Origin of the sequence: Alloalcanivorax mobilis, from assembly GCF_002864685.1 — a bacterium.
GTDB lineage: Bacteria > Pseudomonadota > Gammaproteobacteria > Pseudomonadales > Alcanivoracaceae > Alloalcanivorax > Alloalcanivorax mobilis.
In genome coordinates this window covers 51,354-73,286 of the sequence record NZ_NMQZ01000021.1, presented here as the reverse complement: position 1 = coordinate 73,286, position 21,933 = coordinate 51,354, and the positions used below count along the sequence as shown (strand labels likewise).

20 protein-coding genes are annotated in these 21,933 nt (G+C 63.6%); 7 read left to right on the top strand and 13 right to left on the bottom strand.

The genetic code is table 11. The features are described 5' to 3' along the window. Nucleotides 1–513: 513 nt before the first annotated feature. From CGS25_RS11800 to CGS25_RS11790, 3 genes are all read right to left on the bottom strand, one after another. Nucleotides 514–1,596: a Zn-dependent alcohol dehydrogenase gene (locus CGS25_RS11800; protein WP_101675574.1), complete on the bottom strand. Its 1,083-nt coding sequence runs from the start codon at nucleotides 1,594–1,596 to the stop codon at nucleotides 514–516. Nucleotides 1,597–1,723: 127 nt separating this feature from the next. After that, nucleotides 1,724–2,020 (bottom strand): NAD-binding protein, encoded by a 297-nt coding sequence (locus CGS25_RS11795; RefSeq protein ID WP_198588774.1) that lies wholly within the window; start codon nucleotides 2,018–2,020, stop codon nucleotides 1,724–1,726. 62 nt (nucleotides 2,021–2,082) lie between these two features. Beyond that, on the bottom strand, nucleotides 2,083–3,309 hold the full coding sequence (locus CGS25_RS11790; RefSeq protein ID WP_198588773.1) for an ATP-grasp domain-containing protein: 1,227 nt from the start codon (nucleotides 3,307–3,309) through the stop codon (nucleotides 2,083–2,085). Nucleotides 3,310–3,684: 375 nt separating this feature from the next. Here CGS25_RS11790 and CGS25_RS11785 point away from each other — a divergent pair, with 375 nt between their 5' ends. Continuing rightward, nucleotides 3,685–5,700 (top strand): hypothetical protein, encoded by a 2,016-nt coding sequence (locus CGS25_RS11785; protein ID WP_232802382.1) that lies wholly within the window; start codon nucleotides 3,685–3,687, stop codon nucleotides 5,698–5,700. Nucleotides 5,701–5,967: 267 nt separating this feature from the next. On the opposite strand, the gene cspE is transcribed toward CGS25_RS11785, so the two are convergent. After that, entirely contained in the window at nucleotides 5,968–6,174 is a 207-nt protein-coding gene (cspE, locus tag CGS25_RS11780; RefSeq protein WP_089034179.1) for a transcription antiterminator/RNA stability regulator CspE, read from the bottom strand. 334 nt (nucleotides 6,175–6,508) lie between these two features. Between cspE and CGS25_RS11775 the strand changes: the two genes are divergently transcribed. From CGS25_RS11775 to CGS25_RS11755, 5 genes are all read left to right on the top strand, one after another. Beyond that, nucleotides 6,509–7,594, top strand: a complete 1,086-nt coding sequence (locus CGS25_RS11775) for a cache domain-containing protein (RefSeq protein WP_101675572.1) — start codon at nucleotides 6,509–6,511, stop codon at nucleotides 7,592–7,594. Nucleotides 7,595–7,788: 194 nt separating this feature from the next. Then, the gene (locus CGS25_RS11770) at nucleotides 7,789–8,742 is read left to right on the top strand and encodes an aldo/keto reductase (protein WP_101675571.1); all 954 of its coding nucleotides are present in this window, start codon (nucleotides 7,789–7,791) and stop codon (nucleotides 8,740–8,742) included. A gap of 113 nt (nucleotides 8,743–8,855) precedes the next feature. After that, complete coding sequence (locus CGS25_RS11765) at nucleotides 8,856–9,362, top strand: RNA polymerase sigma factor (protein ID WP_101675592.1); 507 nt, start codon at nucleotides 8,856–8,858, stop codon at nucleotides 9,360–9,362. Further along, nucleotides 9,355–10,311, top strand: coding sequence for a FecR family protein (locus tag CGS25_RS11760; protein ID WP_101675570.1), 957 nt, complete (start codon nucleotides 9,355–9,357; stop codon nucleotides 10,309–10,311). The genes CGS25_RS11765 and CGS25_RS11760 overlap by 8 nt, the downstream gene beginning before the upstream one ends. Nucleotides 10,312–10,440: 129 nt before the next feature. Continuing rightward, entirely contained in the window at nucleotides 10,441–12,822 is a 2,382-nt protein-coding gene (locus CGS25_RS11755) for a TonB-dependent receptor domain-containing protein (protein ID WP_101675569.1), read from the top strand. Here CGS25_RS11755 and CGS25_RS11750 read toward each other — a convergent pair. Beyond that, nucleotides 12,794–13,450: a transposase gene (locus CGS25_RS11750; RefSeq protein WP_157933818.1), complete on the bottom strand. Its 657-nt coding sequence runs from the start codon at nucleotides 13,448–13,450 to the stop codon at nucleotides 12,794–12,796. The two genes, CGS25_RS11755 and CGS25_RS11750, sit on opposite strands and share 29 nt — an antisense overlap. 241 nt (nucleotides 13,451–13,691) lie before the next feature. Beyond that, on the bottom strand, nucleotides 13,692–14,999 hold the full coding sequence (locus CGS25_RS11745) for a short-chain fatty acid transporter (RefSeq protein ID WP_101675567.1): 1,308 nt from the start codon (nucleotides 14,997–14,999) through the stop codon (nucleotides 13,692–13,694). Between the two features lie 241 nt (nucleotides 15,000–15,240). Between CGS25_RS11745 and CGS25_RS11740 the strand changes: the two genes are divergently transcribed. Further along, complete coding sequence (locus tag CGS25_RS11740) at nucleotides 15,241–15,414, top strand: YqaE/Pmp3 family membrane protein (protein WP_089034171.1); 174 nt, start codon at nucleotides 15,241–15,243, stop codon at nucleotides 15,412–15,414. A gap of 123 nt (nucleotides 15,415–15,537) precedes the next feature. Here the strand turns inward: CGS25_RS11740 and CGS25_RS11735 are convergent, their stop codons facing one another. From CGS25_RS11735 to CGS25_RS11705, 7 genes are all read right to left on the bottom strand, one after another. Further along, entirely contained in the window at nucleotides 15,538–15,900 is a 363-nt protein-coding gene (locus CGS25_RS11735; RefSeq protein ID WP_101675566.1) for a SpoIIAA family protein, read from the bottom strand. 58 nt (nucleotides 15,901–15,958) lie between these two features. Further along, nucleotides 15,959–16,660, bottom strand: a complete 702-nt coding sequence (locus CGS25_RS11730; protein ID WP_101675565.1) for a tellurite resistance TerB family protein — start codon at nucleotides 16,658–16,660, stop codon at nucleotides 15,959–15,961. 116 nt (nucleotides 16,661–16,776) lie between these two features. Next, on the bottom strand, nucleotides 16,777–17,118 hold the full coding sequence (locus tag CGS25_RS11725) for a zinc ribbon domain-containing protein YjdM (protein WP_089034168.1): 342 nt from the start codon (nucleotides 17,116–17,118) through the stop codon (nucleotides 16,777–16,779). 92 nt (nucleotides 17,119–17,210) lie between these two features. Then, nucleotides 17,211–17,657, bottom strand: coding sequence for a GAF domain-containing protein (locus CGS25_RS11720; protein ID WP_232802380.1), 447 nt, complete (start codon nucleotides 17,655–17,657; stop codon nucleotides 17,211–17,213). Between the two features lie 48 nt (nucleotides 17,658–17,705). Further along, complete coding sequence (locus CGS25_RS11715; protein WP_232802376.1) at nucleotides 17,706–18,905, bottom strand: MFS transporter; 1,200 nt, start codon at nucleotides 18,903–18,905, stop codon at nucleotides 17,706–17,708. A 115-nt stretch (nucleotides 18,906–19,020) separates the two neighbouring features. Next, nucleotides 19,021–20,796 carry an SLC13 family permease gene (locus CGS25_RS11710; RefSeq protein ID WP_101675564.1) on the bottom strand — a complete coding sequence of 592 codons (1,776 nt, stop codon included), beginning with the start codon at nucleotides 20,794–20,796 and terminating at the stop codon, nucleotides 19,021–19,023. 69 nt (nucleotides 20,797–20,865) lie between these two features. Continuing rightward, complete coding sequence (locus tag CGS25_RS11705) at nucleotides 20,866–21,831, bottom strand: quinone oxidoreductase family protein (RefSeq protein WP_101675563.1); 966 nt, start codon at nucleotides 21,829–21,831, stop codon at nucleotides 20,866–20,868. Between the last annotated feature and the right edge of the window lie 102 nt (nucleotides 21,832–21,933).

The following is a 21,933-nucleotide window of genomic DNA, read 5'->3' as shown; positions in this document are numbered from 1 at the left end:
AAATGTAGACAGCCTGTCAACCCCGTGACCGGACAGTCGGACTACATCGCCCGACCACGGCTCAGGCACTCGGCGCCAACCGCCAAGGACGTGCAACCCATGGATCGGAAGTCGCCGGCGAGCGAAAGGGAAAAGGCAGTATCAGGAAGAAAGGTTTATCGCGGTTTAGCGGGAAGCGGCTGCTTATGACTGGGCAGCCCCGCCGGGGGCGCCGGGCAAGGGGAAACCCCAACCGCGCCGTTACACCCCGTGGCGGTTGAGTGACCTCGAAGCGGAGCTGCGTGGGTCTCTTCCGGGACCCTTTTTGGCAAGGATGCCAAAAACGGGAGCGCCCAGGGACGGCTTGAGCGATCCCGGAAGAGACCCACGCAGATCCGCGCCCCCGATAAAGGCGCCTCCACCTGCAAGCCCGCTCCCGCCAAAGCGCGGTGAGCAAAAAAAGAAGGAAGAAGCCGCCAGGCCACGGAGGCGCCCTGGCCCAAGGCTACCGACCTGCCTGACGGCGCGGGACAGTCACGGGAACACCACCACACTGCGCGCCACGGTGCCCTGCTGCATGTCCTTGAAGCCTTCGTTGATGTCTTGCAGAGCTATGCGTTTGGAAATCAGCTCATCCAGCTTCAGGTCGCCCTTCAGATACAGTTCCACCAGCCGGCCGATGTCGATATTGAGAAGGCTGGAGCCGAGAAACGAACCCTGAATTTTTTTCTCCTGCAGAAACTGGATGCCCGGCAGTTCTATTTTCACGTCCGGAGCGAACAGGCCGATCACCGTGGCCAGACCGGCCGGCGCCAGCATCGCGTAGCTTTGCTCGGCGGTCGCTTTCAGGCCAATGCACTCGAACGAATAGTCGACGCCGCCAACCAGCTCCATGACCGCGGCCACCGGGTCCATCACGGACCCGTCGATCACGTCCGTGGCGCCGAAGGTACGCGCCATTTCCAGCTTCGCCGGCAGCGTATCGATGGCGATAATGCGCGCCGCGCCGGCGATGGCGGCGCCGTTGATGGTGGACAAACCCACGCCACCGCAGCCGATCACCGCCACCGTGCTGCCCGGCGCCACCCGGGCGCTGCGAAACACCGCGCCGGTGCCGGTCAACACGGCACAGCCCAGCAGGGCGGCGCGGTCCAGCGGCATATCCTGGCGAATCTTCACCAGCGCCCGGCGGTGCACCAGAAGGCGTTCGGCGAAGCCGGAGAGGTTAAAAATCTGATTGACCTGTGTGTCACCCTGGGCCAGACGACGCAACTCACCGGGCGGTGCCTTCACTTGCGGGCTCTGGCACAGCACCTGGTGACCCGCCTCGCATTGCCGGCAATGCCCGCAGTGCACAGACAGACAACCCACCACATGGTCCCCTTCGGCGAGATCGTGCACGTGCTCACCCACACTCAGCACCACCCCGGAGACTTCGTGGCCCATCACCGCCGGCAATGGAAACTGGTAGAGCCCTTGCATGGCGTGCAAATCGCTGTGACACAGGCCCACCGCGGCGGTCTTGACCAGTACCTCGTCGGGGCCGGGGGCCGTCAGCTCCACGTCCTCAATGGTTAACGGTTCGCCATAGCCCCTGAGAATGGCCGCTTTAACCATAACCCACCTCCATTATTCATTGGATGGTATCGGTGCTTATCTGCCCCATCGCCGCCCCTACCGTAGAGGCCCGGCTAATGTTGGTCAATTAAGGAGACGATGAACGCCAAGGCGCTCAGGGAATGATTCAGAGCCGCCTTAAACGTCGCCCGATGGCGGGCTTCGTTCGCTGCAACAGCCGCAGATCTTTGTGCATTAACTCCAAAGGAAAGCGTGCCTCGAACTCGCCGTGGCGTATTAATTCCGCCTTGGCGCCGAGAAACGATGCCGCCACCGGCAAGGCCGGCAGGGTGTCCAGCAGGAAGTCCCGATCCAGGCCCATCTTTTCGCCCATCAACAGGGTTTCCGAGAACATCAGCATCGTTTGCGCCAGCATGCCGTTCACCAGCATCTTAAAGCCGGCGCCACGCCCCACGGCACCCACGTGCACGACCTTGCTGCCCAGGCCGATAAACGCATGTGCATGCGGGTCCCCCCGATCAGCGGCTAGACGTAGAAGTCCAGGTCTTCCTGATGGCGCAGCAGATCCCGAAGCGTGTGGGGGTTTTCACCGAAGAAATACACCAGCCCCCAATGGGTTCCGAACGCGGTGCGCTTGGTCACGGTCTCTTCCAACGGCGCGGTCAACTCGTGGTGCTCGAAGTAAGGATGATCCTCGGTTTCCGCGGGGATCTCCAGATGACTGACCACACGGCGCCTCGGGTAAACGCCGAAACAGCCGGCGTGCCCTTTCGCATCCACCACCTCGGTGGGGAAAAACGCATCGATTTCCTCTTCGCTGGTTTTCGGATCAAACGCCAGCACCAGGCCCTGGTAGGCATTGAAGCCATACGCTCTTTCCAACAGCTCGAACACCTTGAAGCCCGGCGGCCGGTAAGCGACTTCGCCGAAATACATGGTGCCGTCACTGGTGACGAAGTATTCCGGATGAATAAAGCCGGATTCGATGTCGAATGTTTTGATCAGCTTTTCGATTTCCTTGACGATCTGCGGCCGCCAGCTTTCCAACTCGGGCGTGGCCGGCACGAACACCGAATAGCCCAATGTGACGTATTCGGAAATATTCAAAAAACGGATTTTTCCGTTGTGAATCCATGCTTCGACCGCGAACTCCCAGCCGTCCAGATGGCTTTCCATCAATACCGGAAATTCCTCATCGGGAATGGTGTCCACCTCGTCCGGTGTACGAATCACCCGGTGCCCCAGACAGCCAGCCTTATCAAACGCTTTCAAATGAATCGGATCGTTGGGGTCGCCATCCAGCTTCAGCAAAGTCTGGTTGACTCTTTTCAGGAAACGGATCACATCGTCGCGATCATGGGCTTCTTCAAAAATGCCCACCCGGATGCCGCCAAGTTGCGCACGACGCTTCATCAACGCTTTGTCGCGAAACAGAATCGATTGGCCGTAAAGGCGCGGGTTGTCACGCAGCACCGAGTTGATGGCGCCGGCCCATTCCACCGTTTCCTCGAACAAAGGAATGGCCACGTCGACCCCCATTTCCTTGAGCTTCTGGGCGATTTCCAGGGAACGATCATTAAGACGCTCGAAGTTCCAGGACAGAAAGGGAATGTCGTGTTCGCGGGCAAATTCCTCGGCCCAATCCGGGGCCACGATGACATAGCGGCGATCAAAATTTTCCACCGCCTCGATGGCGTTGAGACTCCAGCCCAACAGGGCCACGTAGCCTTTTTGCGGATTTTTGTCCGTCATGATCATCTCCTTGGTGGTGCGATGAACCGGCGGCGGGCTGAGCGCCGCGCGGCGGGAACGGACAGCCCACGCCGGATGACAACGGGACTGGCACGGTATGAAAAGACCTTGTGACACCGGCAAACGATACCGGCACGGGGTGTTTTGAGAGCCCCCGGATGAAGCCGTGAAAATCGGGCGAAAACCGGATTTAATTCCCGGTTTGAGCGGCCTTGTGGGCCGAAAGAATGGAAATCAGCAGCGATCAGTTTAACAGAATCGCACGTCATCGGCACGAGAAGGCCCGGCGGCGACGGATTCCTCGCGCCGCTGGGGTATGATGGTGACGCATGCGGCCGTCGGCGCGTTCGGCGGGAAGCCATCACCGGGGAAGTTATGACCATCCGCGACGTCAATCAGCCGGATTCGCAATCAGGCTCTCAACCGGGTGCGCAATCGCATCCGCTCGCGGACCTCATCGACAGGTTCGACACAGCGCTGCGCGGCCTGGCTCAGGCACGCTCGTTTTCGAAGCCGAGCCACATCGGCAAGGTGCTGCAATTGGCCAGCCGTTTGCTATGCCAGCCGGACGGCCCGGCGAGTTTGTTCGAGCGCGCCCAACAGCTGGAGCAAGCCGGCGTTTTCGACGGCACCGACTGGGCGCACCCGGAAATTCTTCAAGCCGACATTACCGTGCAAACCCTGCGCCTGGGCTCCACCGACGAAGTCACCCTGGAATGCCTGAGCGAATTGCGCCTGCTGGCGCTGGCCGAACAACGCCATAGCCACGCCACGCTCTCCGGCGAACAAGCCCATCATTACCTCTCCCAGGTGCTGGCGCTGAACCTTGATTTGCTGTTCGACATCGGCGGCGGCGAGGCCACCCGGGTACGGCTGGGGCGCATGGCCGAAGGGGTACGCCGGGTGTTGCAACTGCTGGTCACCCACATCGGCTACGACAATATTCTGGATCGCCTGATGGGCGAGATCTGGCGCATCCTCGCCCAGAGACCGATCCGCGTGGACCACATCAAAGCGATGATTTCGCAGATCGCCGCCTGCCTGTACGACCCGGACATCGCGGTCACCAGCAGCCGTGGCGCGGACCGCCTGATCAGCGCCCTGTTCGGGCCCACCCAGGCCTCCATCGAAGACCCGGGCCTGGCGGTGTATCAGGAGCGGCTGGCCGGCATGGACGGCCCCGCCCTGCAGCAGGAAGCCGGGGGCTTCGCGCGGGCCATGCACGACACCGGCCTGGTGTCCGCTTACCACCCGGTGTTCATGCGTTTCGCGCTTGAGCACGCTCAGGATCTGTTACCGGTGGCGCTCGGCCTGAGCCCCACCGGCCGCGACGCTCTGGCCTGTTATCAGGAGCTGGTGCATGCCCTGATCCACGGCGCGGTCTACCCCGAAACGCCCCAGGCGGTGTACGGGCTGGCGCTGATGCTGGAGCGCGGCGTGCTGTTCGCGCCACCGGTGGCGCCGGCGCTGTGGCGCCAGCTCGACCTGGCACTGTGCGAGCCGGCCCGCGCCGCCATCGAGCTGGCCGCCGGCACCGGGCAGCCCGCCAACGTGCACCTTCTGGCCGCGGTGCTGGGTGTGCTGGGCGTGCCGTTCGGCGTCGGTCAGGGCAACAACCCGACCTGCCAATCGGCCCGGGCCATCTCCATGTGGGCCTACAACGATCCGGATTATCTGCTGCAGATGATTGCCTGGGCGGCTCGCGATGATGATTTGGTGATGCACTTCGAAGGCCAGCGGCTCTCTTCCCGGGAACTGGCCGAAGGCGCCGTGAGCCCCTCAGCGCCCATGGATGTGGACGCGGTGTCGGCGGTGCTGGTGCCTCATCTGGATCGTATTTACCACGCCATGGGCGCGCTCTGCGCCGGCCGCGACGACGATCCCCACCGCTGGATCAATCCCGAGTTTCATGGCTGGTGGGTGGGGCGCGGCTTCCAGTTGGCGGTGGATCTGGAAACCGGCGCGCTCAACCATTACGACGCCTTCGTCAGGCATTTCTACGCCAGCTACCATCCGCTCTATAACGGCAACCAGCCGCTGATTCATCCGCAACCGGCGGGCCTGGCGGTCACCGACAGCGCCGCCCGTTTCGTGGGCTGGCACGCCATCACCATTCAGCGCGTCACTCTGGATCAGAACAACGACATGCGGGTGTTTTTCTACAATCCCAACAACGATGGCGGCCAGGATCTGGGCAACGGCGTCAAGGTCGCCACCGAAGGCTTCGGAGAACGCTTCGGCGAATCGTCCTTGCCGGTGGAGGAGTTCGTGTCGCGTCTGTACATCTTCCACTTTGATCCGCTGGAGCCAGCGCACCCGGAAAATGTCGACGCGGACGCGGTCGCCAGCGTGGAGGCCCTGGCGCGGGGCAGTTGGGCGGCCGATCGCTAGGCGGCGGTCAAACATTGTCTTTGCAGGAGCGGGCCCAGCCAGCGACGGGCCTGATTGTGCCCTCCACGCCGGACGCCAAAACCATCAGGTGCGGCGCAAAACACCATCCCGTTCAGCCAAAAGACGTCGCTGCCACGGCCTGCTCCCACGCGACGCTGTAGCCGGGGCTTTTTCGCTTCTCAAAGAACAAAAAAAAGGCGACGCCCGGAGGCGCCGCCTTTTTTCTTCGGCCTCACCGCTAAGCGGCAAGGCCTTCGTGATCCATAATCAGATCGCGACGATGTTCTCGGCCTGGGGACCTTTCTGGCCCTGGGTCACGGTGAACTGTACGCGCTGACCTTCGGTCAGGGTTTTGAAGCCAGAGCCAGAGATGGCGCTGAAGTGAGCGAAAACGTCAGGGCCGCCTTCTTGCTCGATGAAACCAAAACCTTTTGCTTCGTTGAACCACTTAACGGTGCCGGTAGTAGTAGACATAGTATCTATCCTGCTATTTCAAGAGTAATGGTGGCCCGAAAGCGAGCCGTTTGTGCTGGAAGTGGTGCTATTACTTATGAAGAACAGGACGAGGACTACAGAGAGGACATCGAAATGTGAGTTCATAAATATACGGCGTACTTTCAAGCTGAAGCCAGTTTAGGCCCCCCGGTGCTGGAGTCAACGGATATTTTCACTTATTGCGCGCGAATCACCCGATGTGCGCCCCGGCGCGCTTTTTGCTAGGCATATCTTCGTAGATGGGAGTAGAGCGCCTTCCCGGATGCCGGGCCGGCCCCGTCGCCTGACAGCCAGCATGACCAGGAGTACGCGCATGCAAGATAACACCATTCTGAAACTGGCCTACGACATTTCCAGCATCACACGGGACAAAGTGGGCGCCATCGAAGCGATCATGACCACCACCAAGATCCTCGCGCTCAACGCGCGCATCGAGGCCGCCCGCGCCGGCGTGGCGGGCGCCGCCTTTGGCGTGGTGGCCGAGGAAATCGGGAGTGTGTCCACTGAGATCAACCACATCGCCGCCGATTTTCGCGAGGCGGTCGAGGCGCACACCCGGCAGATCGAGGAAGTCGGCGGCAAGATGATGATCGATTTTCGCGGCCAGCGGCTGACCGATCTGTCCCTGAACGCCATTGAGATCATCGACCGCAACCTGTTCGAACGCTCCTGCGATGTGCGCTGGTGGGCCACCGACTCCGCCGTGGTGGCGGCCGCCGAGCAACCGGACGATGCGCAACGGGCGGACTTCGCCAGCTCCCGCCTGGCCACCATTCTGCGCTCCTACACCGTGTACCTGGATCTTTGGATCACCGACGCGCAAGGCCGGGTGGTGGCCAACGGCCGACCGGACCGCTACCCCAACGTCGCCGGGCTGGATGTGTCGCGCAGCGCCTGGTTCCGCCAGGCCATGCAAACCACCAGCGGCGACGAATTCACGGTCGCCGACGTGACCCGCAACGCCGCCCTCGGCGATGCCGCCGTGGCCACCTACGCCACCGCGATCCGCGCCAACGGCGAACAGCATGGCGCCCGCACCGGCGTGCTCGGAATTTTCTTCGACTGGACTCCGCAGGCCGGCGATGTGGTTCGCGGCGTCGGCCTCAGCGACGAAGAGCGCGCCCAGTGCCGGGTCATGCTGCTGGACGCGGAACACCGCATCATCGCTGACTCCACCGGCAAGGGCGAGCTGGGCGATGCGTATCCGCTCAAAACCGGCGACCGGGAGCGCGGCTATTACGTGAACAACAATCGCCTGGTCGCTTTCGCCCTGACCCCCGGCTACGAAACCTACCGGGGGCTGGGCTGGTATGGCGTGATCGAATGGGACCTCGTCGCCGGCGAGAAGCGCACCGCCCTTGAGCAGAACACCGTCAAGACGCACCAAATGGAGTCATAACCGGGAAAATCCGCCTTTTCCGCCGCCCCGCTACGGGGCGGCCGCCACCCCCGGCGCCCCATTTTCGCCAGCGGTCAGAATCGCGGAATCGGGCAAGCTTTGCCGCGCATTCGCCGTTCAGCACAACGCACGATTGCGCTATGGTGCCGACACAGCTGTCAATATCCCGCCCCCTGAACCGGAAAGGACACATCATGCGCACACTCGATTTTGCCAACGGCGATACTCTGCCCATGCTGGGTCTGGGCACCTGGAAATCCAAACCCGGCGAGGTCTACGAAGCGGTCAAGGCGGCCATCAGCCTGGGCTACCGCCATATCGACTGCGCCCATATCTACGGCAATGAAGCGGAAGTGGGCCAGGCCCTGGAAGAAGCCATCAGTGGCGGCGCCGTGCGCCGCGAACAGCTGTGGATCACCTCCAAACTGTGGAACAACGCGCATGCCCCCGAAGACGTGCAACCGGCGCTGCGGGAGACCCTGGCCAACCTGCGGTTGGATTACCTGGACCTGTACCTGATGCACTGGCCGGTGGCGCAGAAGAAAGACGCCGTGTTCCCGAAAAGCGGCGCCGATCTGATCGCCCTGGAGCAACTGCCGGTGGCCGACACCTGGGGCGGCATGGAACAGCTGGTGGACGCGGGCCTGGCCCGGCATATCGGCGTGTCCAATTTCAGCGTCGCCAAGCTGCGCCGTCTGATCGACAGCGCCCGCATCAAACCGGCGATGAACCAGATCGAGCTTCATCCCTACCTGCAACAGAACGCCATGCTGGAGTTCTGCCAACAAGTGGGCATCCACGTTACCGCCTACTCGCCGCTCGGCTCATCGGACCGGCCCGCCGGCATGAAAGCCGACGACGAGCCGGTTTTGCTGGAGGACGCCACCGTTCAGCGGATCGCGGACGCCCACCAGGCCAGCCCGGCACAGGTGCTGCTGGCCTGGGCACTGCAACGGGGCACCGCGGCGATTCCCAAGTCGGTGAACCCGGAGCGCATGAAGCAAAACCTGGCCGCCGCCGACCTTGCGCTCAACGATAACGACATCGCCGCCCTGGCGGATCTGGAACGCCACCGCCGCTACGTGGACGGCGCCACCTGGGCGCTGCCCGACAGCGGCTACACCGTGGCCAATCTCTGGGACGAATAGCCCCGGCCACGGCGCAACGCGGCGGGCCACCCGGCCCGCCGCCCGTGATCCCTCCTGGACTTAATAATAAGAATCAATAACAATTGGCCACCTGTCCGCTGCCCGTGGCCGCCATGACATCCCGCTCCGACCCGCAGCATCTGTACGCGGAATACGCCAAAAAGGTCCATCGCTATCTCTTTCTCAGGACCGGGGACGAGGAGTTGAGCGCCGATCTCACCCAGGAATGCTTCGCGCGTCTGATCAAACAGAGCCGTCAGCAGACCATTACCCACCCGCTGCCCTATCTCTACACTCTGGCCGGCCGTTTGCTGGTGGATTATCGCCGCCGCCACGAAACCTGGCGCACCGGTGAGCTCGACGACGATACCCTCGGCAGCCTGGTGGACGACGCCGCGCGCCCGGATCTGCTCTACGAAGCACAGCGCAAAATGGCTACCCTGGAGGCGGCCCTGCAGCGATTGCCGGAGCGCTCGCGTCAGGTCTTCCTGCTCTGCCGTCTTCAAGAGCACACCTACGACAGCGCCGCTCGCCATTTGAATATCTCTTCCAGTTCGGTGCAAAAGCACCTGGCACTGGCCCTGCGTTATTTGATTGATCAGACCAACCCGCATGATTGAAACCACCACCACCCCAGCGCAACGGCGCCGCGCCAGCCAATGGGTGCTGCGCCAACGGCAAGCGCCGCTGAGCGCTCGCCAGCAACGCGCCTTGCGGCGCTGGCTGGCGGCCAATGCGGCCCACGGTGAAGCCCTCGCCGAGGCGGAAATGACCTGGGAGCTGGCCGCCGGCCTCACCGGCACCACCGTTACTTTGCCCGCGCCCGCCCGGCCCCGCTGGCGGCTGACCGCGCCGCGTCTGGCCGGCGCCCTGGCGCTGGCCCTGATACTGGTGATCGCCGGCCTGCGGGCGCCCACGTGGTGGAACAACGCCCAGGCCGACTACCTTTCCGAAAACGCCGTGCGCCCTGTGACCCTGGCCGACGGCAGCGGCATCGTGCTCGCCCCCGGCAGCGCCATCGCCGTGCGCTACCGGCCCGACGCCCGCGTGGTGGCGCTGCTGCGCGGCGAAGCGCTGTTCCACCCCGCCGCCGTCACCGCCAATGAGCCACGCCCGTTCCTGGTCGACACTGGCGAGGCCAGCGTGACCGCCCTGGGTACCCGATTCTGGGTACGCCGCGATCAAAGCCCGCGGGTCGGCGTGCTCGAGCACAGCGTGCAAGTGCGCCTCGCCGGCCCCGGCCCGGGCCGGCGCGAGCAGCGCCTGGGCGCCGGCCAGAGCGCCCGGCTCAGCCCACGGCATGGCATCCTGCCGCTGCCCGGCGACCCGGCCCGGGCCGCCGCCTGGGCCGGCGGCGTGCTGATGTTCACCGCTACGCCGCTGGCCGACGCTCTGGCACGCATCAACGACTTCACGCCCGGCCGGGTGATTCTGCTGAATCCGCCCGCCCACGAGATTCCGGTGAACGCCCTGTTGCACCTGGACAATCTCGACAGCGGCATCACCGAACTGGCGCGCAGCCAGGGGCTGAGCAGCCTGAGACTGCCCGGCGTCACCTTGCTTTACTGAGCCATTCACCGACCCAACCGCCGGCGCCGACAAACACCACGAAGAAAATTTACCGGATCGGCGGCGCCATCCGTCATACCTCGGGAACGAAAATCATTATCACTAAAATGACGGAAAGGAACCTTTTGGATGTTTGATCTGTTGCCCCGTCGCCACCGCGGCGTCTGGCTTGCCCTGTTGTTGCTGCTGCCGATTGCCTCCACCGCCCAGACCGCCCCGGCGCCGGCGGTGCACACCATCAGCCTGCCTGGCCAACCGCTGGCTCAGGCGCTGCTCGACTATGCCAATCAGGCCGGCCTTGATCTGATCATTGGCAACGTGGATCTGGCCGGTTTGCGAAGCCCGCCCCTGCAGGGTCAATACACCGCGCTGGACGGCCTGAGCGCGCTGCTGGCCGGCTCTGGAGTGCGCTACCAGACCCTGCGCAACCCGGACAACGGCCGCCTTACCGTACGGCTGACCGGCATCACGCCGGTGTCCGGTTCTTCGGACCATCAATTGGAGGGCGTGGTGGTGTCCGCCACCCGCGGGTATAACGTGGCGGGCAAGAGCGCGCGCAAGATCACCGTGATTTCCCAACAACAGATCGAACGTCAGTTGGCGATCACCGACGATCCCGGCCAGGTGCTGGCCAACCTGATCCCTTCTTTCTCTCCCAGCCGCCAGAAACTGTCCAACAGCGGCGAGAGCTTTCGTGGCCGCTCGCCGCTGTTCCTGATCGACGGCGTGCCACAATCCAACCCGCTGCGCGACGGCGGCCGCGACAGCTATACCATTGATCTGAGCATGGTCGAGCGCATCGAGGTGGTCTACGGCGCCAGCGCCGAACACGGCCTTGGCGCCACCGGCGGCATCATTAATTTCATCACCAAACGCCCCGAGAAAGAGGGCTTTCATCAGCACGCCGCCGTCAGCCTGACCAGCGACGACGACGTTCAACGCGACGGCCTGGGCCACAAGCTCAACTACCAGTTCACCGGCCAGACCCAGCGCTGGGATATTCTCGCCGCCGCCACCCGCCAGGAGCGTGGCGTGTTCTACGATGGCAACGACCAGGTCATCGGCACCGCCTACCCCGGCGAGATCCAGGATTCCACCAGCTACGATCTGCTGCTCAAACTCGGTTACTGGCTGGACGACAATCAAAATGTCACGCTCACCGCCAACCACTTCGATCTGGAAGGCCACAACGATTACGAGCCAGTCGCCGGTAACCGCGCCGAGGGCATCCCGACCACCGCGCAGCGGGGCGACCCGGAAGGCGATCCGGCGTTCAACCGCGTCACCACCCTCCGGCTCGGTTATTCCCACGGCAACTGGCTCGGTAATGAAATCAACGCGCAGATCTACAATCAGCGCTTTGAAGGCCAGTTCGGTGGGCTCTATTCTGGCTCTTTCCAAGATCCGGACATCGCCCCGGTGGGCGAGCTGTTCGACCAGACCCGCAACGAGTCCGAGAAAACCGGCAGCCAGTTCACGCTCAAACGTCGCGGCCTGTTCAATGACCGTCTTTCAATCGCCACCGGCTTCGATGTGCTCAGCGACGAAACCAGCCAGAAGCTGATTCAGACCGGCCGCACCTATGTGCCGGAAACCACCTACGTCAATTACGCCGCCTTCTTCCAGGGCGACGTCAACGTGACCCGCAAACTGACCGTGTCCGGCGGTGTGCGCTACGAGTACGCGAAACTGGACGTGGACTCCTACCGCACCGTCGCCGCCAATAACGGGGTGCTGGTGGAAGGCGGCTCGCCGGACTTCGATGAGACCCTCTACAACCTGGGCCTGACCTATCAGCTCACCGACTGGGCGCAGCTGTTCACCAGCTACTCCGAAGGCTTCGGCATGGCGGATGTGGGCCGGGTGCTGCGCGGCATCGAGACCGCCGGCCAATCCGTGGGCACTTTGCTGGATCTGCGTCCCATCGTTACCGATAACCGGGAGATCGGCGTGCGCTTTAACTGGCAGCCGGTGAGCATTGAACTGAGCTACTTCGAATCCGATTCCGATTTCGGTGAGCGCCTGGTGGAAGAAAACGGCGTGTTCAAAGTGAATCGGGAAAAAGTGGAAATCAAAGGGTTTGAATTCACCGGCGACTGGCACGTCAACGCCGCCCACGATTTGCGTCTCGGCTATTCCCGTTCCGAGGGCAAATCGGACACCAATAACGACGGCCGCGTGGACACCAAACTGACTGGCATCAACATTGCCCCGGATCGCATCTCGCTGGGCTGGAATGCCCGTTGGAGCGCGGGCCTGTCTTCGTTCGTGCAGGCCAATCATTACCTGAGCCGCGACTTCGACGACCCGCAACTGGAATTCGACGGCTATACCCTGGTGGATGCCTCTCTGGTGCAGCGTTTGCCGGTGGGCCGCGTCAGCGTCGGCATCGAAAACCTGATGGACGAGGATTACTTCACGTACTACTCGCAAGCCGCCCGAGCCAGCGACGACTATTACTTCAAGGGCCGGGGCCGCACCTTCACCCTGGGCTATCAGGTCGACTTCTGAAGGCGGCCCGCTCGCCGTCCCGGGGCGGCTGGCGGGCGGGCCGCAGCGGCGCCCACACCAACTGACGATACGCCTCGCAGCGGCTGCGCCGGCAATGGCCCAGGCGCCGGTATCCGGCGTGCTCGCTGAGCACCGGGTCGGCCAAGCCCAAGGCGTTACCCTGGAAGCTGGACCACGGGTACTCGCCCGGGTCGACCACCTGCCCGGCGCGCACCGGGCTGAGTTCAATGTCGCGGTGGCTGGCCAGCAGCGCGCTTTCACTCGCCATCGCGATCCGATAAAACCCGGTTTGCCAAAGTACGCCACGACGCTCGTAGGTCTGGTTCAGATACGCCAGATAGGCCCCCGCCAACGCGGCCATCAGGCTTTCCACCGCGCCCGGCCGGCTCGCCATCAGACCTGGCCGGCGATCACTGAGCAGCAAACGCACGTGATCGTCCATTAATACATAGGCGTGAACGGCGCAGTTATGGCGCCGGGCGGCACGGCGCAGCAGCGCCAGATAGTGATGACGATCCATGTCGAGAAAAAAACAACGCTGCCGGTGCACGCTGCACTGGGTGATCTGCCAGGTGGTGGCGGGCAACGTGGCGGTGGCGAGGGCCCCGCCCATGAGTGATTCAGACATACCAAGCGCTCCTTGCTGAGTACATCCAAACGCTAACCGGCCAACCCCGCGCCACCAAGAGGAGATCCCTGGCATTTGGCCGGCGAGATTCACTATCGGTGGCGTCAGTGATGGATTACGAGTGTTCAGTGTTCAGTGTTCAGCAGGGTGCGCCTTTGATCGGCGGGTCTCGGCTTCATGGCCCAGCGAGCGCAGCATGCGGTGCGAGAGCACCTGGTGGCCACTGCCACGCCCGTGGTGCTCAAAACCAGGTCAGGCCGACGCTGATGATGATCCCGGTAATGATCAACAGCATCAGGCAGTAGCCCATGATGTCTTTCGCCTTGAGCCCGGCGATGGCCAGCACCGGCAGGGCCCAGAACGGCTGCAGCAGGTTGGTCCAGGCGTCGCCCCAGGCCACCGCTATGGCGACACGCGGAATGCTGGCGCCGAGTTCCTGGGCGGCGGGCAGCATCACCGGCGCCTGAACCGCCCATTGCCCGCCGCCGGAGGGCACGAAAATGTTCACCACGCCGGCGCTGATAAAACTCCAGAACGGCAATGAATCGGCGCTGGCGATGGAGACAAAGCCATTGGAGATGGTCCCGGCCAGCCCGGAGTCGGTCATGATCGCCATGATGCCGGCGTAAAACGGAAACTGGATCACGATGCCGGCGCCGCCTTTGACCGCCTCGTTCAGGCTGATCAAAAGGCGCCGAGGGGTGCCGTGCAAAATGATGGCGAGAAACAGGAACATGAAATTCACCACGTTCAGGTTCAGCCCGCCGCTGTTGATGAAATGATTGACCGTCCAGGCCACCCCGCCGGCGCCGATCAACCAGGCCAGCACGCGGCTGTTCTCCAGGTATTCCGCCGGGCGGGTGATTTTCACTTCGCCGGGGTCCGGCTCTTGCAATCTGGCCGGGTCCACCGCCACGCTCTCGCCCGGCGGCGGCAGCATCAGGCGGTTCACCAACGGCACGACGATAAACAGCGCCGCCACAATGGCCAGGTTAAAAAACGCAAAGATGGTGTCGCCGGTGCCGATCACGCCGATGCGATCCTGAGTGAAGTGTCCTTCGGTGGCGATGGTCAGGGGAATCGAGCCGGAAATGCCGCCGTGCCAGACCACGAAGCCGGAATAGGCACTGGCGATCAACAACGGATAATGCACACTGATGCGCCGCGCCAGGGCCTTGGCGAACAGGGCGCCGACCACCAGGCCAAAGCCCCAGTTGATCCAACTGGCGATCAACGCCACCAGGGTGACCAGCAGAATCGCCTGGCCGGGGGTGCGCGCCAGCCCGGCGAGCCGGTCTAGAATACCCTTCACCAGCGGCGTGCTGGCCAGCATGAAGCCGGTCACCAGCACCAGCAGCATCTGCATGGAGAAGCTCAGCAACGCCCAGAAACCGTCGCCCCACATGGCAACTACCGCCAGCGGCGTTTGCCGTTCCACCAACAGCGCCGCGACGAACGCCACCAGAGTCAGGATCAACACGAAAATATAAGGGTCGGGAAGGTATCGCTCGACCACACGGACCAGCGGTTTGGCGGCGCGATTCAGCATGGGGCTCTCCGATTATTATGATCATGGCCAGCGGGGGTACGACCAGCCTGGCAGCGCCGCCGCTGTTTGTTTATACGACAAATGGCCAACCCGTAAAACCCTGTACAAATAAGCGCCCAGGCACTGGTCCGGCGCCGACGCCTGGCGCACTATCGAATCGTCACGGGCGCACCACGTCGCCCGGGCCCGGCGCGCCATGGCCTCACGGGCACGGCGCGCGCACCTGCCTAGGAGTCACCGTATGCCGCTCACCGCCACCGATCCGATCAAAATACTGTTCGCCATTTTGTTGCCACCGCTGGGCGTGTTCCTGGAAGTCGGCTTCAAAGGCCACTTCTGGTTGAACATCCTGCTGACACTGTTTGGCTTCGTGCCGGGCATCATCCACGCGCTGTACGTGATTCTTAAGCACTGATCCGGGCGTCCGCCGAGGCGCCGCCCGCGAACACGCTTTCACGCAGCACGCTGGCACGCCAACCCCCTGGCCCGCTCGCCGTTTTGGAAGAGGTGAATTGGGTCGGGTCCGCGCCCGTCCCGCTTACGGCTCCTGCACCCAGGCACGGGCGGCGTCGGCGTCATCCAGAGCGAACGCTTTCACCTCGATGCCGGGGAACAGTTTGTCCACCACCGGCGCGATGCCCTGCAACCAGCGCCGGTCACTGACAATCGCCTCGCGGTCAAAGCGCCGCCAGTTTTTCACCGCGAACTTGAAGTCCGCCAGTAGCGTTTCCAGGGACATGCCGCCCAGGGAGTGAATTTCCGCGTAAATACGCAGCTTTTCATGGTGCGCGGAGCGTGCCTCGATCTCCGCGATGATCTGATCGAAGGCGGCTTTATCGACGTGGCCATCAATGCGCACGCCCACCACCCGGTCGTCCGGAATACCCATCAACTCAATCACAGGACCTCCTGTCCGCTGTTGATCACACTCTCAACCCTACACCGCTTCGTCGCTTCCATCAGGCCTGATTCACCTGGGCGTCGAGTTCTTTTACCAGCGCCGGATCAAGCTTCATCTGCCGCACCAGCTCTTCCAGGTAAGCGCGCTCCATGAAACTCTGATCATCAATCACCAGGGCGCTGGCGAGATACATTTCCGCGGCGATTTCCGGGGCGGTGGCGGCGGAGGCCACTTCCGCCGGGTCGAGGGGCTTACGCAGTTCCTGATCGAACCAGCGCTGCATCTCCGGGTCCTGGTCCAGACGGGCCACCTCGGCGTCAATCAATTCGCGCTCACGGTCGTCGATGTGGCCGTCCGCCTTGGCGGCACCGATCACCGCCCGCAGAATCGCCTGACCGTGCTGCTCCGCCTCCGCCTCGGGCAGCCGGTCCACGGTGCGCGGTTCCGGACGCACGGCGCTGCCGTCCTGATTGCGCTGGTAGTTGCTGTAGGCTTTGTAGGCGACCACGCCCAGTGCCGCCAGACCGCCATAGGTGAGCACCTTGCCGCCGATCTTTCGCCCTTTTTTGCTGCCCACCAGCATGCCCAGGGCCCCCGCGGCCAACGCGCCGCCACCGGCACCGGACAGCACACTGGAGAGCGGCGAGCCGGAGGCGCCGGGCGGGGAAGCGGAGGCAGCGGCGCCCTGGCCCGCGCCCTTGCCATCAAGCAGACCGGCGCCGGATTTAAGCAGTTGATCGATCAGGTTGCGGGTGTTCATAAGGCGCTCCTTTGTCACGGGGTTACTCAATGCGACAACGGACCTTTCGGATAATTTCTTTTATTCTCAAACACTTAGGGAAAGCCTGTTCACCTTTCCCGCATAATTCCCGGGTCTCAAACCTTCTTCACGAACGCCGATTTCAGTTTCATGGCGCCGATACCGTCGATCCGGCAATCGATGTTGTGGTCCCCTGCCACCAAGCGGATCCCCTTCACCTTGGTGCCCACTTTCACCACCAGGGAAGAGCCCTTGATCTTCAAATCCTTGATCACGGTGACCGTGTCGCCGTCTTCCAACGCGGTGCCATTGGCGTCGCGAATCACCGGCTCATCGTCACTGCTCTGGCGGGCGGCGTTCGGGTTCCATTCGTAACCGCACTCGGGGCACACCAGGAACACGCCGTCCTGGTAGGTGAATTGCGAGGCGCACTGTGGGCAAGACGGGAATTCGCTCAACGGGGAGGTCCTGTAGACGGGAAAGCGGAAATCGCTAACGCCCCGCGATGATACGCCCGGATCGCACCCAAGTATGCCACCGCGGCCATCGCTCAGGTCGGGGCCGACTCGCCGGCAAGCGCGATCAGATCGTCGAGCAACTGCCGGCCGGCGCTGTGCACCTCCTGGATATGACGATGGAAGAAGGTCCGCGTTTGCTCGGTCTGGATCACCAGAACGCCATGCAGAGTGTCGCCCTCGACCAGCGGGATACCCAGATAGCTCTGGAAACGTTCCTCCCCCGAGCCCGCCACGTGGTAGTAATCGGCATGCTCTTGAATAACCCGCGCCACCACCGGCTGACCAGTACGCGCCACCTTGCCGGTGAGCCCCTGGTGATAGCCCAGCCGCTGGCCAATCACACTTTGATTCAGTCCACTGGTGGCCACGATCTCCAGCTCGCCGGGCCGAGCATGAGCGCGATACAGGCTGCACACATCCACTTGCAGAGCGCGCCGGACAGCGTCCACGGTTTGCTTCATATCCAGGGGGTCGGTCACGTTGGTCCTCTTTTAACGGCGGGTGTCAGTGACCTGAGAATAAGCAACTTACATACCATCGTGCTCGAGGCGTGGGCCACGGGCCAATACGCCGAGCAACAGCGCGGCCAGCGCCAACGCCGCGCCCAACAGCACCACGCCGGCCCAGCCGCCGTGTTGAAAGGCGGCGGCGGAGGCCAGCGAGCCGAAGGCACCGCCAAGAAAATAAACGAACATGTACCCGGAATTGAGGCGGTTGCGCACCGCTTCGTCGAGGCCGTAAATCAGATTCAGGTTGGTGATGTGCACGGCCTGCACCGCCAGATCGAGCAGGATAATGCCGATCACCAATGCCACCAGCGAGGTGGCGCCCAGGCCCAGCACCGGCCACGACACCGCCAGCATCAACAGGCCACCCAGGGTGGTCCAGCGGGCATGGCCGCGATCCGCCAACGAGCCTGCTTTGCGGGCAGCCAGCGCCCCGGCCGCGCCGGCAAGACCAAACAAACCGATGGTAGCGTCGGAGAAATGCCACGGCGCGGCGGAAAGCAAAAACGCCACCGAGGTCCACAGCACGCTGAACATGGCGAAGATCAGAAAACCGATTGTCGAACGCACCCGGAACAGCGGGTAGCGCCGGAACAGACTGGCGATGGAGAGCAACAAACGACCATAGGACAGCCCCGCGGATTGGCGGTAATCCGGCAGCATGCGCCACAGCGCCACGGCGTTCACGAACATCAGCGCCGCCGCCACCCAGTAGACGGTGCGCCAGTCACCCAACGACGACAGCCCACCGGCCACGGTGCGCGCCAGCAGTATGCCCATCAGCAGACCGCTCATCACCGTGCCGACCACCTTGCCGCGCGCCCGCGGCTCCGCCAGTGTCGCCGCGAACGGCACCAGTACCTGGGCCACCACCGAAAACGTTCCAGTGATCGCGGTACCCACCAGCAGCGTGGTCAGATTGCCGGCGTTGGCGCTGATCAGCAGGCCGAGCCCGGCCAACACCATCATCGTCACAATCAACCGGCGCCGTTCAAACAGGTCACCCAGCGGCACCAGCAACAGCAGACCCACCGCATAACCGGCCTGGGCGGTGGTCACGATCACACCGGCGTGGGTATAGGACAGCGAAAGGCGGTCGGCGATGGTGTGCAACAGCGGCTGAGCGTAGTAGTTGCTGGCGACCGCCAGGCCGGTGGTCACCGCCATCAGGAAAACCAGCGCCGGGCTAAGGGGCGTGGACGAAGAGACAGTACGGGTCATGGCGAGTCCCTGGCCAAAAGTGAAGGGCGGCGATTATGGGCCCGCATAAGGTGCCACACCAATGCATTGTTGCCATGCCGGTGATCGCTAAAAGAGATACGCGAGCCGGCGACGGCTACCCCCAGACCCACAGAATCATTGGCACCGCCACCGCCACCAGCAGCAACGACAACGGCAAGCCCAAACGCCAGTAATCGCCAAAGCGATAGCCACCGGGTTCCATCACCAGGGCGTTGGATTGATGGCCAATGGGAGTCAGAAACGCCGCCGACGCGCCCACCGCCACCGCCATCAACAACGGGTCGGAGGGCAATTCCATGTGGCCGGCCAGGCTCAGTGCGATGGGCGCTACCAGAATCGCGGCGGCGGCGTTATTGACCACATTGGAGAGCAGCATGGTGCCCACCAGCACCACCGCGACGATCGCGGCGGCGGGCAATCCCTGCCCCAGGGCGAGCATCTGGTTGGCGATCAGTTCAGCGCCGCCGGAGCTCTCCAGGGCGCCGCCCACCGGGATCATCGCCGCCAGCAGCACGATGATCGACCAGTCGATGCTTTTGTACGCCTGGGCGCTGGTCAACAGGCCAACGATTACCATCGCCACCGCCGCCGCCACCAGAGCGATCGCGGCCGGCAACACACCGGCGACAATCAACACCAGCGCGGCGGCGAAAATGCCGGTGGCCAACAGACTGCGGCGCGGATTACCGATGCGCAGGCCACGGTCGGCCAGAGGCAGACAATTGAGATCCGCGACAAAGCCGCCAATGGCCTCGCCGGTGCCCTGCACCAACAAAATGTCGCCGGCGTTGAAGCTCATCGCGCCGATGCGTTTTTTGACGCGATGCCCCTGGCGGGCCACCGCCAATACGTTGACACCATAACGCTCGCGCAGCTTGAGACGGCTGGCGCTGCGCCCGATCAGCGATGATTCCGAGCCAATCACCAGTTCGGAAACCTGCACGTCGCCGGCACCGAGGTCCTCGCGGCCCTCTTCGGCGGTCTGCTCGGCGATCTCCAGATCGGTGTTGTCGAGCAATTGTTGCAGGCTGTCGGTGTCCGCTTGCAGCAGCAGAATGTCATTGCCCCGCAGCACCCGGTACGTGGACGGTGCCAGTTGCCGGTTTTCGTCGCGGATCAACCCGACCACCGCCACATCGGCGTCATCGCCCAGTTTCTCCAGCAGATCGTGCAACGTGCCGCCGGCGCTCTTGGACTCTTCCGGCAACCGCACTTCGGCCAGGTAATCACCGACACTGAACAGTTCCTGCTGGTCACCGTTTTCCTTGCGCCGGGGCGTCAGCCGCCACCCCACCAGGGCAATGAACAACACTCCGGCCAGCGCCACCGCGCCGCCCACCGGCAGAAAATCGAACATGCCAAAGGGCGCCTCGCCCTGCCGATATGACGCAATGATGATGTTCGGTGGCGTGCCAATCAGGGTGGTCATGCCGCCCAGCAGCGAACCGAACGCCAGTGGCATCAGCAGAATCGAAGGTGAGTTGCCGCTCTGCCGGGACATCCACACCGCCACCGGCATCAACAGCGCCAGTGCGCCAACGTTGTTCATAAAGGCCGAGCACACCGCCACCATGGCGGTGAGCGTGGCCACCTGCACGGTGGGGTGGTTGCCCACTTTGCCAAGAAAGCGGGCGATGATGTCCACCACCCCGGCGTTGACCAGCCCCTGGCTGATCACCAGCACCGCCGCCACCGTCACCACCGCCGGGTGGCCAAAACCGGCGAACACCTGGTCGGCGGGCACCAGCCCGGCCAGCGCCACGGCCAGCAGCGCCAGCATGGAAACCACATCGAAGCGCAGCTTGTCCCAGATAAACAGGGCCAGCGTTATCGCCAGCACCGCGAACACAATGGCCTGATCGGTATTCAAACACGTCTCCTCAGGCCGGCGGCAGCGCCGCCGGCCACACCTTCACCGCGATTGCCCGGACAATAAGCCTCAACGCGGCTCCGGGCACAGAACAAGGCGCCGATCACCGGCGCCGGCGCGCGGCCAGGCCTGTTCGACATCGCCAAGCGGCAGCCGCTCCACATCGATCTCCAGCACCCCGCTCGCCGCGTAATCGAGAATCTCGGCAACGATGTCACGCATCTTGTCCGCTGGCGGAAAATTGCCGGTGCCACTGCCGATAATGTTCAACCAGGAACCGCGCAACGCCCCCGAAGGCAATGCCACGGTGCGCCCGGCCATTTCGCCCACCGCCACCAGCCGAACCCCGGCCCCTTCACCACCAGCGGTGTGCAGGTTCGGCGAGACCAGTTCGGCGATCAGGCTCTCCACCGGCGGCCCCCACACATAATCGACCACCACATTAATGTCGGCGGCGTGCTCGGCGAAGGCCTCGCGCAGGGCCGGTTCCGGCAAGCGCAGATCGATGGTGGCGTCGGCGTCCAGCGCCGCCAGCACCTGCTGGCGCCGGCCGGCGGCGATCACCCGCCCGGCCCCCAACAAGCGCGCTGCCTTGACCGCCATGTGGCCGGCCGCGCCGGTGGCACCCATGATCAATACCGTTTCGCCGGGCGCCATCGCCGCCCGCCACACCAGCGGCAGCCAGGCGGCCAGCGCCGGGTTCACCACCGCCGCCGCCACCGCGTCGTCCAACCCCGCCGGCAGCGGCACCGTCCAGGCCGCCGGCGCCCGCTCCGCCATGGTGCCAAACGGCCGCCGCAGGGTGGAAAAATAAACCCGCTGGCCACGATCATCGACTCCGGTGCCATCCATGCCACACACCACCGGCAAGGTCTTCGGGCTGCTGTAGTGGGTACCGGCGGCGATCATCCGATCCAGCGGTTTGATCGCCGCCGCCGTGACCTGGATCAGCGTTTCATCGCCGACCAGGCCGGGCTCGTCGAAATCTCCGTAAGCGGGCGTGCTGCCCAGCGCGTCAAGAACCGCCGCTTTCATCGGTACTGCTCCTGGCCAAGAAGAGGGGAAGAAGGCATGGGGGCGCAACGCCGAACCAGCCTGTTGGCCCGCGCCGCGGAAGGTTTCAGAGAGCGGATCGGG